The sequence below is a fragment of the Flavobacterium chungangense LMG 26729 genome, assembly GCF_000735715.2.
Classification (GTDB): Bacteria; Bacteroidota; Bacteroidia; order Flavobacteriales; family Flavobacteriaceae; genus Flavobacterium; species Flavobacterium chungangense.
The window spans coordinates 1-14,991 of the sequence record NZ_JASY01000029.1 but is presented as its reverse complement, the minus strand read 5'-3'; the positions used below and the strand labels follow the sequence as shown (position 1 = coordinate 14,991).

The 14,991-nt window shown below is 38.9% G+C and carries 10 protein-coding genes and 1 tRNA gene; 5 read left to right on the top strand and 6 right to left on the bottom strand.

Annotation, left to right across the window (positions count from 1 at the left end):
- Positions 1-1,271: 1,271 nt before the first annotated feature.
- Positions 1,272-1,751: a helix-turn-helix domain-containing protein gene (locus JE46_RS22975; protein ID WP_031457637.1), complete on the bottom strand. Its 480-nt coding sequence runs from the start codon at positions 1,749-1,751 to the stop codon at positions 1,272-1,274.
- A 493-nt stretch (positions 1,752-2,244) separates the two neighbouring features.
- On the opposite strand from JE46_RS22975, the gene JE46_RS22970 reads away from it, so the two are divergent.
- From JE46_RS22970 to JE46_RS22960, 3 genes are read left to right on the top strand one after another with little or no spacing between them, the layout of a single operon-like run.
- The gene (locus JE46_RS22970; RefSeq protein ID WP_031457636.1) at positions 2,245-5,268 is read left to right on the top strand and encodes a SusC/RagA family TonB-linked outer membrane protein; all 3,024 of its coding nucleotides are present in this window, start codon (positions 2,245-2,247) and stop codon (positions 5,266-5,268) included.
- Positions 5,269-5,277: 9 nt separating this feature from the next.
- Positions 5,278-6,663 carry a RagB/SusD family nutrient uptake outer membrane protein gene (locus tag JE46_RS22965; protein ID WP_031457635.1) on the top strand — a complete coding sequence of 462 codons (1,386 nt, stop codon included), beginning with the start codon at positions 5,278-5,280 and terminating at the stop codon, positions 6,661-6,663.
- A gap of 11 nt (positions 6,664-6,674) precedes the next feature.
- On the top strand, positions 6,675-9,323 hold the full coding sequence (locus JE46_RS22960; protein WP_083480928.1) for an alpha/beta hydrolase family protein: 2,649 nt from the start codon (positions 6,675-6,677) through the stop codon (positions 9,321-9,323).
- 69 nt (positions 9,324-9,392) lie between these two features.
- Here the strand turns inward: JE46_RS22960 and JE46_RS22955 are convergent, their stop codons facing one another.
- Complete coding sequence (locus JE46_RS22955; RefSeq protein WP_031457633.1) at positions 9,393-9,665, bottom strand: DUF6520 family protein; 273 nt, start codon at positions 9,663-9,665, stop codon at positions 9,393-9,395.
- Positions 9,666-9,762: 97 nt separating this feature from the next.
- The gene (locus tag JE46_RS22950; RefSeq protein ID WP_031457632.1) at positions 9,763-11,265 is read right to left on the bottom strand and encodes a MauE/DoxX family redox-associated membrane protein; all 1,503 of its coding nucleotides are present in this window, start codon (positions 11,263-11,265) and stop codon (positions 9,763-9,765) included.
- Positions 11,266-11,548: 283 nt separating this feature from the next.
- Between JE46_RS22950 and JE46_RS22945 the strand changes: the two genes are divergently transcribed.
- Positions 11,549-11,633: transfer RNA gene (locus JE46_RS22945), tRNA-Ser, on the top strand.
- Positions 11,634-11,666: 33 nt separating this feature from the next.
- Here JE46_RS22945 and JE46_RS24770 read toward each other — a convergent pair.
- Together JE46_RS24770 and JE46_RS24175 are read right to left on the bottom strand one after the other, a co-directional pair.
- Positions 11,667-11,915, bottom strand: coding sequence for a DDE-type integrase/transposase/recombinase (locus JE46_RS24770; protein ID WP_051872998.1), 249 nt, complete (start codon positions 11,913-11,915; stop codon positions 11,667-11,669).
- A gap of 46 nt (positions 11,916-11,961) precedes the next feature.
- Complete coding sequence (locus tag JE46_RS24175; RefSeq protein WP_051872997.1) at positions 11,962-12,135, bottom strand: IS6 family transposase; 174 nt, start codon at positions 12,133-12,135, stop codon at positions 11,962-11,964.
- A 442-nt stretch (positions 12,136-12,577) separates the two neighbouring features.
- Between JE46_RS24175 and JE46_RS22930 the strand changes: the two genes are divergently transcribed.
- On the top strand, positions 12,578-14,473 hold the full coding sequence (locus tag JE46_RS22930; protein ID WP_031457629.1) for a flavin monoamine oxidase family protein: 1,896 nt from the start codon (positions 12,578-12,580) through the stop codon (positions 14,471-14,473).
- Positions 14,474-14,857: 384 nt separating this feature from the next.
- Here the strand turns inward: JE46_RS22930 and JE46_RS23935 are convergent.
- Positions 14,858-14,991, bottom strand: a 134-nt coding sequence (locus JE46_RS23935) for an IS3 family transposase (protein WP_157505988.1), incomplete at its 5' end; no start/stop codon positions are given.

Here is a 14,991-nt window from a genome sequence, read left to right as displayed (position 1 = left end):
AACAACAACAACAACAACAACAACAACAACAACAACAACAACAACAACAACAACAACAAGCTTTGCACTTGAGTGAGCTTTTGGCTTTCAAATCTCAATATAAAATTCTATTTTTTTTAAGTAGTTGTTACCTTTTTTACACTTTTGGAATCAAAAGAATCGACTCCGCTTGATAATAATATTCTTAATATACCTAGTCTTTCCAATGAATATTTGACTCGACCTTCGGCAGTTTTAATATATTCTTCAAGCTCCATTGCATATTTCTCTTCTTTTTATTAATACATTTATTGTAAAAAAAATCAAATATAATAAAATACCTGAAAGATTTTGTGCGGAATATTATGACAATAGTGAATTATAGATGAAAGTGGTGGATATCCGACGAAATACATTCAATAATCTACGATTGCAGTATTTATATTTCAAAAAAAAGATTGCTTTTATTTTTTTACGATATAATAGTGAGTATTTAAAAAGAATTATCTTTTACAAATAATCATCAAAGAAATATACATTTAAAAACTTACCATTTTATTTATATGCATTTTGTATTTTGAAGAATATTTAAAACTACATTACAATTTTGTTTCCAAACTCTAAAAATCACATCCTATTTTCTTGAAATTCTCCAGCCATTTCTCGATTTTTTTTCCTAAATTTACAGAGGTTAGTAAACCCCAGAATTTCAAGAGTGCCCTATTAGTGCCCTGCTTTTTTTGACATGATATGACACCCAGTGTTTGCTGGAGCTTAAGATACAGGTGGCGGAGCCTCTTTCTCCCAACCCAAAGATTTTTATAGCCAAGTTCTGTTAGCTTACTGCAATGAAACTTTCTTAATTGGATGTGTACATTCAGCTAATCTCTTGCAGTCTCCAGTAAGATGATACTTAGTTGCTGTTTTACTCACACATATGTAAACTTCTTTTTCATTATTAGAAACAGCAAATAATATTACAATAATTTTGAAGTAATAGTATTTTCATTGTAAAATAAAAACAGCAAATTTCTTATAAAAAAGATTTTATTTCAAAAATTTAAATTCATAAAAAAAGAGGCTCAACGCCTCTTTTTCTTATCTCTTGTTCTCCAACTATCATTATATCTATATCCCTTTCTAGTTTCTGATACTTTAGCGAAAATATAAAATCCTATTGGAATCATTATTATAATAAAAATTATTTCATACCATTTCATAATTACAACTTTCGTTTTTCTCAATTAATACTCCCCCCTCTTTATCAAGGAAATATGTATTCATTTTTATTCCTATCTTTTACTATAAAGATTTCTATTTCCCACTTTAGTTATTTTTAGAACAGTACTTTTAACAAACCTAACCAATATAACAGAAACATTTTTTGACTCAAAATCTAAATTATGATCTGAACTAAGTTTCTCAGTTACATCACTTGCTAATCTTTCGTTTTTAAAATAGCCAGCATCTATTAAAGCTTTAATTCTATTTGTCAATCGTGATTTTTCTAATCGTGATGCGGGTAAGGGAAATCTAGGCTTTAGATTAAACTCTTCATCCATAATATACTTTGGATGAACACCTAGAGCAAAACAAACCTCTATAAAATACGTGACATAAGTTTCATATCCATTTTCAATATTAGAAATAGTATTATAACTGAATCCAGTCATTGCAGCTAAATCTTCAATCTCTAGTCCTAACTTTAGCCTTTCAGCCTTTATTCTTTTACCTAAAGTTTTTAGAGCAATTTCATTTTTATATCTAACCATATTCAAATTGACAAATTCATTTGACGACAAAAAATATGTTAAAATGAAATTTTGTAGTTAAATAAAAGTTGCTTATATTTGATATTTAAAATAAATTTGCGATTCTTCATATAAAAATATTTGAAGCTTTCGCTTTGAATCCTGTTTCAAAAAACTTGGCAGTTTAAACCCACAGGATGATAAGTAGATTGCTCACGCTTATGGCGTGGGCTCACTTATTTGTGGGTGGGTATGCCAAGTACCTTTGAAACAATAAGCTGAGTACCGCGCCTTTTTTTATGCTTATTACTCAACTTAGCATTCTTAGCCAATACTTCTATTTATTTTTAAAGATTTCGCAGCCAGAACTAACTTATAACTTTTGCTGCCTATGAGAGAATAATACCTAATGCGGTTTGCTATCCGCCAAAAAAATGGCCCTCTACTTCGTCGCCAAACTAGCGTAGAGGACCTTAGCTAACAAAACCAACGTTTCACTAACCAACCCAATATTATGAATAAATTTTCATTCTACAAGGGTGGAAAGGCTCTTTGCTGTCTGTTTTTAACGGGCCTGCTGTTGTCTTTTTCATCTGTTTCTGCCGGAAATCCGTACCGGCGTATTTCTAATCTTTCTCAACAACATCACATCCAAGGTATTGTAACCGATGGCAGTACGCCCCTGCCCGGAGTTACCATAGCTGTAAAGGGTAAAACCAACAGTACTGCTATTACTGATTATAGCGGTCAGTACCGTATTGCTGCCTCTGCTCAGGATACACTGGTGGTTTCTTTTATCGGGTTTAAAACGGCTGTTATTCCTGTTACAGGTCGTTCTAAAATTGCTATTGTCCTGCAATTTGATACCACTACGCTTCAGGAAGTGCGTGTGAATGCCGGCTATTATTCGGTAAAAGAAAGCGAGCGTACCGGAAGTATTGCCCGTATTACAGCCAAGGACATCGAAACCCAACCTGTTACTAATGTACTCGCCACCATGCAGGGGCGTATGGCTGGTGTGAGCATTACCCAGACTACCGGAGTGCCCGGAGGCGGATTTGAGATCAAGATACGAGGACAAAACAGCCTGCGAACCGATGCCAATGCGCCTTTGTATATTATAGACGGGGTTCCGTATGCTTCTGACCCTATCGGGTACAACCAGACGGCTACTACGTACCCGAGTGTTACGAGTCCGCTGAATAGTATCAACCCTGATGCCATTGAGAGTATCGAAGTCCTTAAAGATGCTGATGCTACTGCTATTTATGGTTCCAGAGGCGCCAATGGCGTGGTGCTGATTACCACCAAAAAAGGAAAGGCCGGTAAAACGACTTTTACGCTCAACGCCTCTACCGGAGCGGGCAGGGTTACGAAATTTATGGCCCTGATGCACACCGAACAGTATCTTGCCATGCGGAGACAGGCTTTTGTCAATGACGGACTCACGAGTTACGGCGCCACCGATTACGACATCAACGGCACCTGGGACCAAAACCGCTATACCGACTGGCAAAAAGAACTGTTGGGCGGTACTACGCTGCTTCAGGATGTTCAGGGGACTTTGTCGGGCGGATCCCAACGGACGCAGTTTTTGCTGAGCGGGAATTATCATCAGGAAACTACAGTTTTTCCCGGTGATTTTCTTTATAAAAAAGGCGGTGCGCAGCTGAGCCTGAACCACCGCTCTGAAAATAATAAATTCCGTTTTACTTTTTCTTCGGGCTATAATGCGCAGAATAATGACCTGCCAGCTTTTGATTTAAGCAATGAGGCACGTGCCCTACCGCCCAATGCCCCAGCACTCTATAAACCGGACGGAAGCCTGAACTGGGAGAACGGGACATGGAATAATCCGCTGCGGAACCTAAACGCGAAATTTGAATCGAAAACTAACGATCTTGTTGTTAATACGGTTTTGTCTTATGAACTAATGAAAGGTCTGACCGTTAAAAGCAGTTTTGGCTATACGGATTTAAGCACTGTGGAAACCCGAACAGCGCCCTCGACTACTTTTAATCCGGAATCGAATGTAAGCAGTGCTACCTCTGCTATTTATTTCAACAATACCAAACGCTCTTCGTGGATTGCAGAGCCTCAGCTTGCTTATGATACTGTTCTTGGAGGAGGGAAACTTGGTGCTTTACTGGGGGCTACTTTTCAGAACCAAATGACTAACAGGATTTACCAAAGCGGAACGGGTTTTAGTTCGAACAGCCTGATTTATAATCTTGCTGCTGCCAACTCCGTAAAGGTGTTACTGAATGATGAAACGGTCTATAAATATCAGGCGTTCTTTGGAAGGCTGAATTATACCTATCTGGAGCGCTATATCGTGAACCTGACTGCCCGACGTGACGGCTCCAGCCGATTTGGTCCCGGGAACCAATTTGCGACGTTCGGGGCCGTTGGGGCAGCATGGATTTTTGGAAAGGAACACTTTCTGAATTCATTAAGCTGGCTCAGTTTTGGCAAGATACGAGGGAGTTACGGTACTACCGGAAATGACCAGATTGGAGATTACCAATTTTTGGATACCTACACTACCTCAACTGCCAACTACAGCAATACTTCAGGCTTACAGCCTACACGGCTTTTTAATGCCAATTTTGGGTGGGAAACCAATAAAAAACTGGAAATGGCACTTGAACTTGGTTTTCTTCAAGACCGGATTTTTACCACAGCTGCCTGGTACCAGAACCGTTCGTCTAATCAGCTTGTCGGGGTTCCGCTACCGGGTACTACCGGATTTACAGTATTGAACTCTAACCTGAATGCTACAGTGGAGAATACCGGATTCGAATTTACCCTGCGTACCGTGAATTTTAACCGCAAACTGTTTAACTGGACGAGCAGTCTTAACCTCACGTTTGCGCGTAATACGCTTCTAAAGTTTCCGGGACTGGAAAGTTCTACCTACAGCCAGCAATACCGCATAGGTGAACCGCTGAATATTGAACTGCGGTATCAATACAAGGGCATCAACCCTCAAACGGGTCTTTATGATTTTACTGACCTGAACCATGACGGGCTGATCTCTACTCCTGAAGACAAACAGGTAATAACTGACCTGAACCCGGAATATTATGGCGGGTTTCAGAATCAACTGAGCTATAAAAACTGGAAACTTGATTTTCTGTTTCAGTTTGTCAAACAAAAAAATACGCTCTACCCCTTGGGCTTTGCCGGACAAATGTCGAACCAGCCTGCCCGAATGACAGACAGCTGGCAACAGCCGGGCGACCAGAGCGCTTATCAGGTGTATACCACCAATGTGAATAATGCCGCTATTACAGCCGATTACCTGTATTTTCAGAGTACTGCTTTTATAACTGATGCCTCGTACATCAGACTAAAGAATATTGCCCTGTCGTATGAACTGCCTTTGGACACTAAAGCGACTTTATGCAAAATCATGCTGCAGGGACAGAACCTGCTGACTTTTACGAAATATCCTGACGGTGACCCCGAATTTAGCAGTTACGGTTACCTGCCACCGCTTAAGGTTATTACTGCCGGGATTCAACTCACTTTTTAAAGCACCATTATGAAAACACTACGATTATACAGAAATTTTATTGGACTGTCTTTTTTATTCACTGGATTGAGCGGCTGCGACTCGTTTGTTGAGGTACAACTGCCAAAAAGCCAACTGACCAGTGTAAGCGTTTTTGAAAACAATGCCACTGCCACAGCTGCCCTGACGGATATTTATGCCAAAATGAGAGACAGAGGATTACTGACCGGCATCAGTACCGGGTTGTCCAATCAGCTGGGCAATTATACCGATGAACTGATCTGCTACGGAAATGCCAACAATGCTACTTATAATTTTTACAATACTATTCTTCTGGCTTCCAATTCGAATATAAGCGATTACTGGAATACGACTTACAATCAGATTTATGCCGCTAATGCAATCCTTGAAGGTACCGCTAACAGTGTGAACCTCACAGACGAAAACAAAAAACTGCTGCAGGGTGAGGCGCTTTTTATTCGTGCCCTGCTGCATTTTTATCTGGTGAACCTGTATGGCGATATTCCGTATATTACGCAAACGGATTATAAAACCAACAGTGTCGTTAGCCGGATGCCGAGCGATCAGGTTTATGAACAACTTATAACCGATCTGGAAAAAGCCAGTTTGCTGTTGCCTGACACCTATACCAGTACACAAAGAATACGCCCAAATAAACTTGCGGTACGGGCTTTGCTCGCAAGGGTGTATTTGTATCATGGTTCGTTTGCAGAAGCTGCCAATGAGGCTTCTGCACTGATTAACGAAAACAGTTTGTATTCTTTAACGGAGAAAACGGAAGAGGTTTTTCTGTTAGGTTCAAAAGAAACCATCTGGCAACTGCAGTCGGCTACGGCGGCGCAAAACACGAAAGAAGGAGCGACTTTTATTTTTGTTTCAGGACCTCCTTCCCTTACCTCGTTAACGCCTGCGCTGGTGCATTCTTTTTCGGCTACTGACAAACGCAAAATTAACTGGATTAAAGCGGTCAAAGGTACTTCGACGTGGTATCATGCCTATAAATATAAGGAGCGTACTACGAGTACGGCATCTAAGGAGTATTCGATTGTTTTTCGTCTTGCCGAGCAGTACCTGATCCGAGCCGAAGCCAGAGCGCAACAGGGCGATTTGATTGGCGCTAAAGAAGATCTTAACAAAATCAGATTTCGTGCCGGACTGTTGGATACTACTACCGAAAGTAAAGAAGAACTTTTAACGGCTATCCTGCAGGAAAGAAGATGGGAGTTTTTTACTGAATACGGACATCGCTTTTTTGATCTCAAACGTTTTAACCAGCTTGATCAGGCACTCTCTGGGGTAAAACCTGGATGGAACAGTACCGACAGGCTGTTTCCGATTCCGCAGACCGAACTTAATGCGAATCCTAAACTGCGTCCGCAAAACTCAGGTTATTAAAAAAGATTTTTATGTATTTCTATACTATTCAAAAATATACCAGAAGGTTTACAATATTGCGTGTATTCGCAATGCTAGTTTTATTATTTATTTTGCCATTAGTGACCTGTCCCTTGCTGGGACAGGTGGTGCAAAAAAAATCCTTACCCCCTGCTGACTATCCTTTATGGGGAGAACTGCGGATTGATAAGGTTTCGCCTGATGCGCAATGGACCAGCTATAAAATAAGTTATGCTAACGGGAATGATACATTGTTTATCCGTTCTGTCCCTGAAAATAAAAGGTATGCTTTTCCTTTTGGGGAGCATGGTGTTTTTACCACTAAACAGGTTTTTATCTGCCTTGCCAAAGGAGTTGTGCATCTTCGAAATTTAAAAACCGGAGCATCTGACACTTTTGAAGGCATTAGCCAATATGTGTACAGCGAAGCAAGCGATTTATTACTGTTGTATACTGCATCGAAGCGACTGCTGATTAAAACTCCTTTTGGAAAGACTGTAAAACAAATTGCTGATGTGGAGCATTTTTCTTTAAGCCCTAATGGTACTCATCTTGTCTGCGGCATCAAGACCAACGATAAAAACGATCTACTGTTAATCGATTTAAACCAACTTCGAACAGAACATTATTTAGTCCGGGATTCTGAAAATGTCTTTAATCGTTTTGCCTGGCAAAAGGACGGAAAGTCATTTGGGTGTTTTGCCTTGTCCCCTACATCATCCCGAAATTTGCTGTATTATTATATTTTGGAAACCCAAAAACTGTATACTCTTGATCCGGTCAAACAACAGGGTTTTCCTGTTCAGACTGAACTTGTTCCGCATTCTTTTTTTAAACTTGTGATATCGGACGATCTTCAACGTATTTTCTTTGGCATCAAAAAACAAAGCGATCCCTTTCCACAAAAAACAAATCCTGTGGTGGAGGTATGGAACGCCAATGATAAATGGATTTATCCACAGGAACACAGAGGCGGCGACCCTGAAAAACGCATCCGAATAGCTTTATGGAAACCCTTAACAGGCGTTTGCGCTCCGGTAACCAGTACTGCCTTACCGAAAATCATGCTGACCGGCGGACAGGATTATGCTATTTTATCAAACCCAAAAGACTATGAGCCTCAATATGAACAGGACGCTCCCCGGGATTATTATCTTCTGAACCTTGAGACGATGGAGAAAAAGATCTTTCTAAAGAAACAATCTTCTCATCCGTTTTCCCTTATCCCTTCTACACAGGGAAAATATATTGCTTACTTTAAAGACGATAACTGGTGGATTTATAATATAACCTCCGGCAGCCATAAGAATATCACTGCTACAACTGGCGCAAAATTTACTGCCAAAGAAGAAACCCTGGCACCTGATGCTGTATGCGGAAATCCGGGCTGGAGCAAAGGAGATCATGAAATTTTACTTTACGATCAATATGACCTTTGGGCTTTTGCTCCTGACGGAAGTCATTTTAGGAGGCTGACCCGCGGAAGGGAGTCGAAAATCAAATTCAGGATTGCGCCTGTTTTAAATACTGTTTCACCAACTTTTGTGTATGATGGGAGAATCATTCCAAATTTTGACCTGAAGAAAGGGTTGTATTTAAGAGCCGAAGGAGATGATGGCAAAACGGGGTATTTTAAGTGGAATACTGCTGGGGGTATCCGCAAAATTATTTATCAGGACAGCTATATGGATCAGCTTTATTATGGCCATATTCAAAACATCCTGTTTTGCAGGGAACAGCGGTTTGATTTGTCTCCGCGTATTTTGTTTATAAAAACCGCTATGTCTCCAAAGGTTTTGACTGAAAGCAACACCCAACAAAAAAATTATTACTGGGGCAGGTCTGAACTGATCCATTATCAGAATTCTAAAAAGGAAAAACTAAAAGGCGTATTGCATTATCCGGCAAATTATGACCCGCAGAAAAAGTATCCGATGATTGTCAGCATTTATGAAATACTATCCAAAGAACTGCATTATTATACCAATCCCGGTGCTACAAACGGGATAGGTTTCAATATCACCGATTATACCGCACAAGGCTATTTTGTACTGCTGCCTGATATTGTTCATGAAGACCAAAATGTGGGTCCTTCTACTGTTGATTGTGTTGTTGCCGCTACACGACAGGTGATTTCGCTTGGTCTTGTTGACGAGCATAAAATTGGGCTTACCGGGCATTCGTTCGGTGGCTATGAAACTTCGTTTATTATTACCCAAACCCCACTTTTTGCTGCCGCTGTTGCGGGTGGAGGCATAACAGACTTAAAAAGCTTTTATCTCACTGTAAACCGAAATAACGGTAAACCTGATATGTGGCGTTTTCAGACACAACAATGGAGAATGGGCAAAACACCTTTTGAAGCGCCATTGCTCTATGAACAGAGCTCGCCAATTGACCATGTCCAGCATGTTTCAACTCCCCTGCTGCTCTGGTCAGGAAAAATGGACGAACAGGTAGATCCGCACCAAAGTATTGAATATTATCTGGCACTGCGCCGACTGGGCAAAAAAAATATCATGCTGCTCTATCCTAATGGCGGGCATGTGCTCAGCGACCCGGTTCAACATGCCGATTTAACCGAACGTATCCGGCAGTGGTTTGATTATTATCTTAAAGATGACCATTCTGCAGAATGGATTCCTGAAGGAGTGAAGTAATATATTAAAAACAATGCAGTTCCTGATTGGGAACTGCATTGCCTTTTTTGTAAATGTTACTGATTTGTTTTATGGACGGTAGGTAACCACATTACAATTACCATCCTCGTCTTTAGCAAAAGCCTGAGGACCGGATGTTACATGTTGCTGACACACCTGTTTCGGGATATCGCTACAGGTTACTTCCACATCACTACACTCATTATTTGCATCCAGTAAATACCCGATTTGAGGTGCATACTCTTTTGATGCGCTTTGCATTGAAGTCGTTACAAAGGCTCCTGCGATTCCCAATGCAAAAACAGCAAGGGGCATCATTTTTTTTAAAAATACAGTTTTCATACTAATACCTATTAAATTAAACTCCGATCTACTTTTTTCTACAGGTGTTCGATCTTTTTCCTGATACCGGCCAGTATATCTTACTATCTGATTTTAGTCAGCGGTCTTTCATTTCTTTCTTTATTATTTGTTTTAAATCGTATGCAAAAAGTTCATTGCTTATCAATGCATACAAATGAGTAGGAGTGACATAAAAATATTGCAGTTTTTTGTCCCGGTTTTTATAGATTGCAAAACTCATTAAGTACGCCTTCCTGTTTATGTCATAAACATCAATGATCTCTGCCTGCTTCCATAATTTTTCGGGTTCAAAACGCCCGGGTATTTTAGACTGGACAAAAAGCAGATTTTGACACATTACTGCGGATTCGTTTACAATAAGTGGCGGTGCCGACATTTTTCTTTCCCCTCTGTCTTTCAGAAAGGCTATTTTTATTTGTGCTTTTGAAATGGTATCGATCGTTTTTCCACGAGATAGCAGGTTTGCTTTTTTATCTGCTACTATAAACTCATTCCGATAATAATAGAGATAAACCATCTTTTTTTGTTTTTCATCACTTAAGAGTATGCCATCTGTATCAAAAACGCCATCTATCTGTTGCTGTAAAAGCTTATGGTTGTATGTCACTTTAGGAATACTATTGGAATTGAAAACTCCCAAAATATGTATTGCTTTTCTGCCCCTGTTTGCCCTAAAAGCAATAAGGTCATGGTCTAATGGCTGTGCTATGGAAAAGTAAGGACAGTCTTTGAACTCTTTTGTAATTTTCCAGTCTTTGATGCTGCCCTTTAAAATAAAAGGAGCACTGCCATCCATGAGATAAAACCAATCGCCTTTTACTACCATTTTCACCATTTTATAGTGTTTGTTATAACCATTCAGATTCATTTTTATTTGTTTGCGATGCTGTAAAATGGTATCGACCTCTAATAGATGCAAAGGGTCAGTAAAGTTGCCCAGATATATTTTATCATCGGACGATCCTGCAAAATAATAAGAATTGAATTTTAGGTCTATGCTTTTTCTAAAGGTGACAGGGTGTTGCGGATAACGTCTTATAAAAGGATTTTCATGCTGCATTATATCTTCTGAAGACAGAAATAAAAAAATTACAATAACTGTACTGGCGATAAGTGTTATCGGAATACTTCTGACCGGAAAGAAAATCGCCCTACCTGTTTTTTTATAATCTAAGACTATGGCCACTACCGCCAAGATTACAAATACTACGTTGAAAGCCAAATGTACATTCCAACTCATTTTTTCCAGAATTCCACCACAGGAGCACGGGACAAATGAACTAAAATGGAGCATGATAAAAATATAGGCCGTAAACATTGTCATTAAACTAAGAGCCGCTAAAAGTCCAATACTCCTGAACTTTGGAATAATCAACGCTATTGCAATGAGCAGTTCGATACCCGGAACGAGCCATGCCACCCCAACTGCAAAGGCACTTAGCAAAGGCGACTGCCCTAACTGTACCTGAAAGTTTTCGAAATCCAATATTTTGCTGACTGCCGCGTAGACAAACAACAGGACATACAGATAACTGATTATTTCTACCATAACACTTTTAAGACTTCCTTTTGACTCCATACCCTTGTCTGTTTGCTTTTTATACACTATTTGTTTCTAACTCTAAACAAATTTAGATGGGTCGTTTTTAAAAAGTGTTGTGAAAAACAGGACAAAAGTTGTGAAAAACGTGCCTTTTTCAGGTTTTGAAAAAGGTTCAGGGGTTTTTATTAAAATCTTATCCTTAAAGAGTAGACAAGCACAGCAGAAATCATTTTATTGATAAATAGTAGCAGAAAAATTTCCAGAATCGAAAAAACATTTTATCTTTGCACCCGCATTCAGAGCATGATTGCGGTATACTGGAGAAATGGCAGAGCGGTCGAATGCGGCAGTCTTGAAAACTGTTGACTGTAACAGGTCCGGGGGTTCGAATCCCTCTTTCTCCGCGAAGGCCCGAAAACTAAGGAAAAACAAAGTTTTCAAAAAAGCCTAAAAAAAGCGGTAAACCCTGCAAATCCAACGATTTGCAGGGTTTTTTCTTTTATACCGTTTTTATCAATGTTTATCACTCTTGATCTGCAGTTGTTACTAATTACTTTAATTAGAAATGACTGAGTACTCATTCTCTGTCTTTTTCTGCTCAAAAGAAAATCTACTGTATTGCCTAATTTATCTGCTCGATATAAATAACACCAAATACCTTTTACTTTGATATAAGTTTCATCCAATCTCTAACTTGTACCTACTTTACCCTTTCTCTTCTTCATCTCTGACTCAATAACTAGGTGTAAACTTATAAACCCAGCGCTGAATAGCAGCATGATCAACATGAACTCCACGCATTTTCATGATCTCTTCAAGATCCCGATAGCTTAATGTAAACCTAAGCTCAAAATATACTGCCTGCAGTATAATAGACTTCGGATAGCAATGACCTTTCGTATTCATCAGTTTAAAAATTTAAAAAAGGCAAAGATAAAACTTAGCTTTAGATGCGACAGAAACTGATATTACTTAGAAGCAGATTCAATTAGCAAAAGCTTCTGGAAATCTTTTTAAATCTAATTTAAAAAAAGTAAAAGGCTGACAAAATAATTGTAGGCTTTACTTTTTAATATTTTAATTTTCTTTATAAAACCGCATTCATACAATAACCTTAAGTAATTTATTTTATTGGAATAAATCAATTTTATTCACAACAAAAAAACATCCATTCACGACAGAAAAACCTTCATTAACGACATCTTTTTCATTTTTTTTATTTTCAATCATTAATTTCATTTCAGAAAATAAAATCTAGAGTTAGAAAGCGTTTTCAAGATTAACCCAAAGAAAATACGAATACCATAGAAATCAAATTTTTTATTTTTTAACATAAAATTTACACAAAATGGGACAGTACAAAAGTCGTCAGGAATTTTTAAAAAACAATCCAAGATCAATTGCATTTGCCGCATTGGCTAAAGCAACAAAAATGCAAGACAAGATTACCAATCAAGCGATTAAACTTAGTCCAAATCAACTAGAAGGAAAGGAAGTTATAATCATCGGGTCTGGTGTTGGGGGACTTACCACCGCGTATGAACTACTCGCTCAAGAGTCTGGTGCAAAAGTAACCATTCTGGAAGCATCTCATAAAACGGGAGGACGCTGCATGAGCTTACGCACAGGAGATACACTCATCGAAGATGCAAACAGTGATTTGTTCGATTCGAAACCTGGAAAACCACAAGTTGTTCGATTTAAACGCCCAGTGGGAGATTCAGAACCTTATCTTAATGCAGGTCCTGGCCGTATTCCAAGCAGTCACAAACGACTCCTTTCTTACTTAAAACGTTTTTCGGTAGACGTTGAAATATATGTGATGAACTCTGAATCTAATTTGGTTCAAAAGAACGAAAGTTTTGGAGGTAATCCTATGGTTTACCGTCGTTTGGATCATAATACAAGAGGTTGGCTGGCGCAAATGGTATACAAAAATGCGGAAGAATTACTTCGCAATTCAAAAGTGGGAATTAGTGACAGTAATCTTAAAACACGCGTTGAAGAATTACAAAGTTTGATGATCAGTTTCGGAGAGCTTGATGTAGATGGAACCTATAGCGCAACGGCTGGATCACCTGGCTTCGAGGATGGAAAAACACGCGCTGGATATGAAGTTTTACCTGGTGTTGCGGCTGGAATTGTAGCCGATGTTTTGAGTTTTGATACATTGCTCGAATCAAAATTTTGGGAAGGCACAAAATTCTATCAACCTACAGATTTTCTTTGGCAACCTACTTTATTTCAACCCGTTGGAGGAATGGATCAGGTGCAACACGCTTTTGCTCAACAAGTGGCAGCTTTGGGAGGAAACATTCTTTTGAATAGTCCTGTAAAAAAAATAAAATGGGACTCAACTAAAGAGAAGTACATCATTTCGGTTGGACAAGTTGGAACAGAAGAGCCGATCTATTACGAAGCTGATTATTGTGTTTGCAACCTTGCGATGCCTTTTTTGAAAAACATTCTAGATACTGATCTCCTAAAATCGGGACTTGAACCTGAATTTAAAGATGCATTAGAAGCCGTTTTTGTGGCACAATTTGAACCAACACAAGCTCCAGGTTATACACCGCGAGAAGACGGATACGTTCCGCGTTTTTTAGCCTGTACCTCCAAAGTGGGCTGGCAAGCAAATCGATCCTTATGGCAAGGAAGCCCAATAAATCTTAAGACAATGGCAGTTGAAAAATCCGAAGTGGGAGTTGTACCTATTTTTGGAGGAATCTCTTGGACAGACAATGAAATTCAACAAATTTGGTATCCATCTACGGCGTATCAAGACGAAAAAGGCGTGCTCACAGGCGCTTATAATTTTGATAAAGTAGCACACGATTGGGGAAAATTACCCGTTGATGAGCGACTTACCAAAGCACGAAATGATGCTAGTAAATTCGGTAATAAATTTGCCGAAGGCTTGGAAGAAGGCGTTGCCATAGCTTGGCAAAATATGCCAAATATCAAAGGTGGCTGGGCATATTGGCAAGCCGTTGGAGATGCGAACTACTCCACGAAACAATTTAACGCTATTGCACAAGGATCTGGAATTATAGATCCGATAACAAAAAATGCGAGCAATGCTAACTTTTTTATTGTTGGTGATCAAATTTCCTCCCTTCCTGGTTGGCAAGAAGGCGCTATTGCAGCTGCAATAAATGCAATTTCGAGAATGGCAGAACCAGAGGTTAAAATACAGCCATTGAAAAATTTACCAGACACTCGTTTGATGGTGGAAGGTATCTAAATCAATTAAATAGAAATGAATGGAAACGACGTGGAAGGTATTCTGCGTCGCTTTTTTTATTATACTGCTTGATTCGAAATTATTACTCTAAACAACAACCTGCTAACTCATTCATGAAATTTAATTCTATATCATTCTTTTATTTAAATTTGTATTTAACAATTGAAATAATAAGAATGATATGCTTTATTTGAAAGAAGTTAACAGCTTATAAACGTTCAATTTGGGATTTGTGGCACATTCGTGGCGCAGTAGATTTTGAACCTGGTATAAATATTAAGAATTGCAGTATAAGAGAAGTCTTGGATTTACAGTTCGAATCACTCTTTCTCCGCTGAAAGCACCTCATTTAGACTGCACCCAAAATTTTGGACTAATTTATAATTAAATTTGATAATAATGAGCTCGATATTGTATCGGGCTCATTCCTTTTAAATTAAGTTTTATTCTATCATTGTTATAATAGTCTATATATTCGATTATTTCCTGTTTTAATTGATTAATAGAACTGTATTTCT

What these genes read in the sequence shown, in the direction of transcription:
- JE46_RS22975 (WP_031457637.1), bottom strand. Translation starts at nt 1,751, where the DNA reads ATGGTTAGATATAAAAATGAAATTGCTCTAAAAACTTTAGGTAAAAGA.
- JE46_RS22970 (WP_031457636.1), top strand. Translation starts at nt 2,245, where the DNA reads ATGAATAAATTTTCATTCTACAAGGGTGGAAAGGCTCTTTGCTGTCTG.
- JE46_RS22965 (WP_031457635.1), top strand. Translation starts at nt 5,278, where the DNA reads ATGAAAACACTACGATTATACAGAAATTTTATTGGACTGTCTTTTTTA.
- JE46_RS22960 (WP_083480928.1), top strand. Translation starts at nt 6,675, where the DNA reads ATGTATTTCTATACTATTCAAAAATATACCAGAAGGTTTACAATATTG.
- JE46_RS22955 (WP_031457633.1), bottom strand. Translation starts at nt 9,665, where the DNA reads ATGAAAACTGTATTTTTAAAAAAAATGATGCCCCTTGCTGTTTTTGCA.
- JE46_RS22950 (WP_031457632.1), bottom strand. Translation starts at nt 11,265, where the DNA reads ATGGAGTCAAAAGGAAGTCTTAAAAGTGTTATGGTAGAAATAATCAGT.
- JE46_RS24175 (WP_051872997.1), bottom strand. Translation starts at nt 12,135, where the DNA reads ATGAATACGAAAGGTCATTGCTATCCGAAGTCTATTATACTGCAGGCA.
- JE46_RS22930 (WP_031457629.1), top strand. Translation starts at nt 12,578, where the DNA reads ATGGGACAGTACAAAAGTCGTCAGGAATTTTTAAAAAACAATCCAAGA.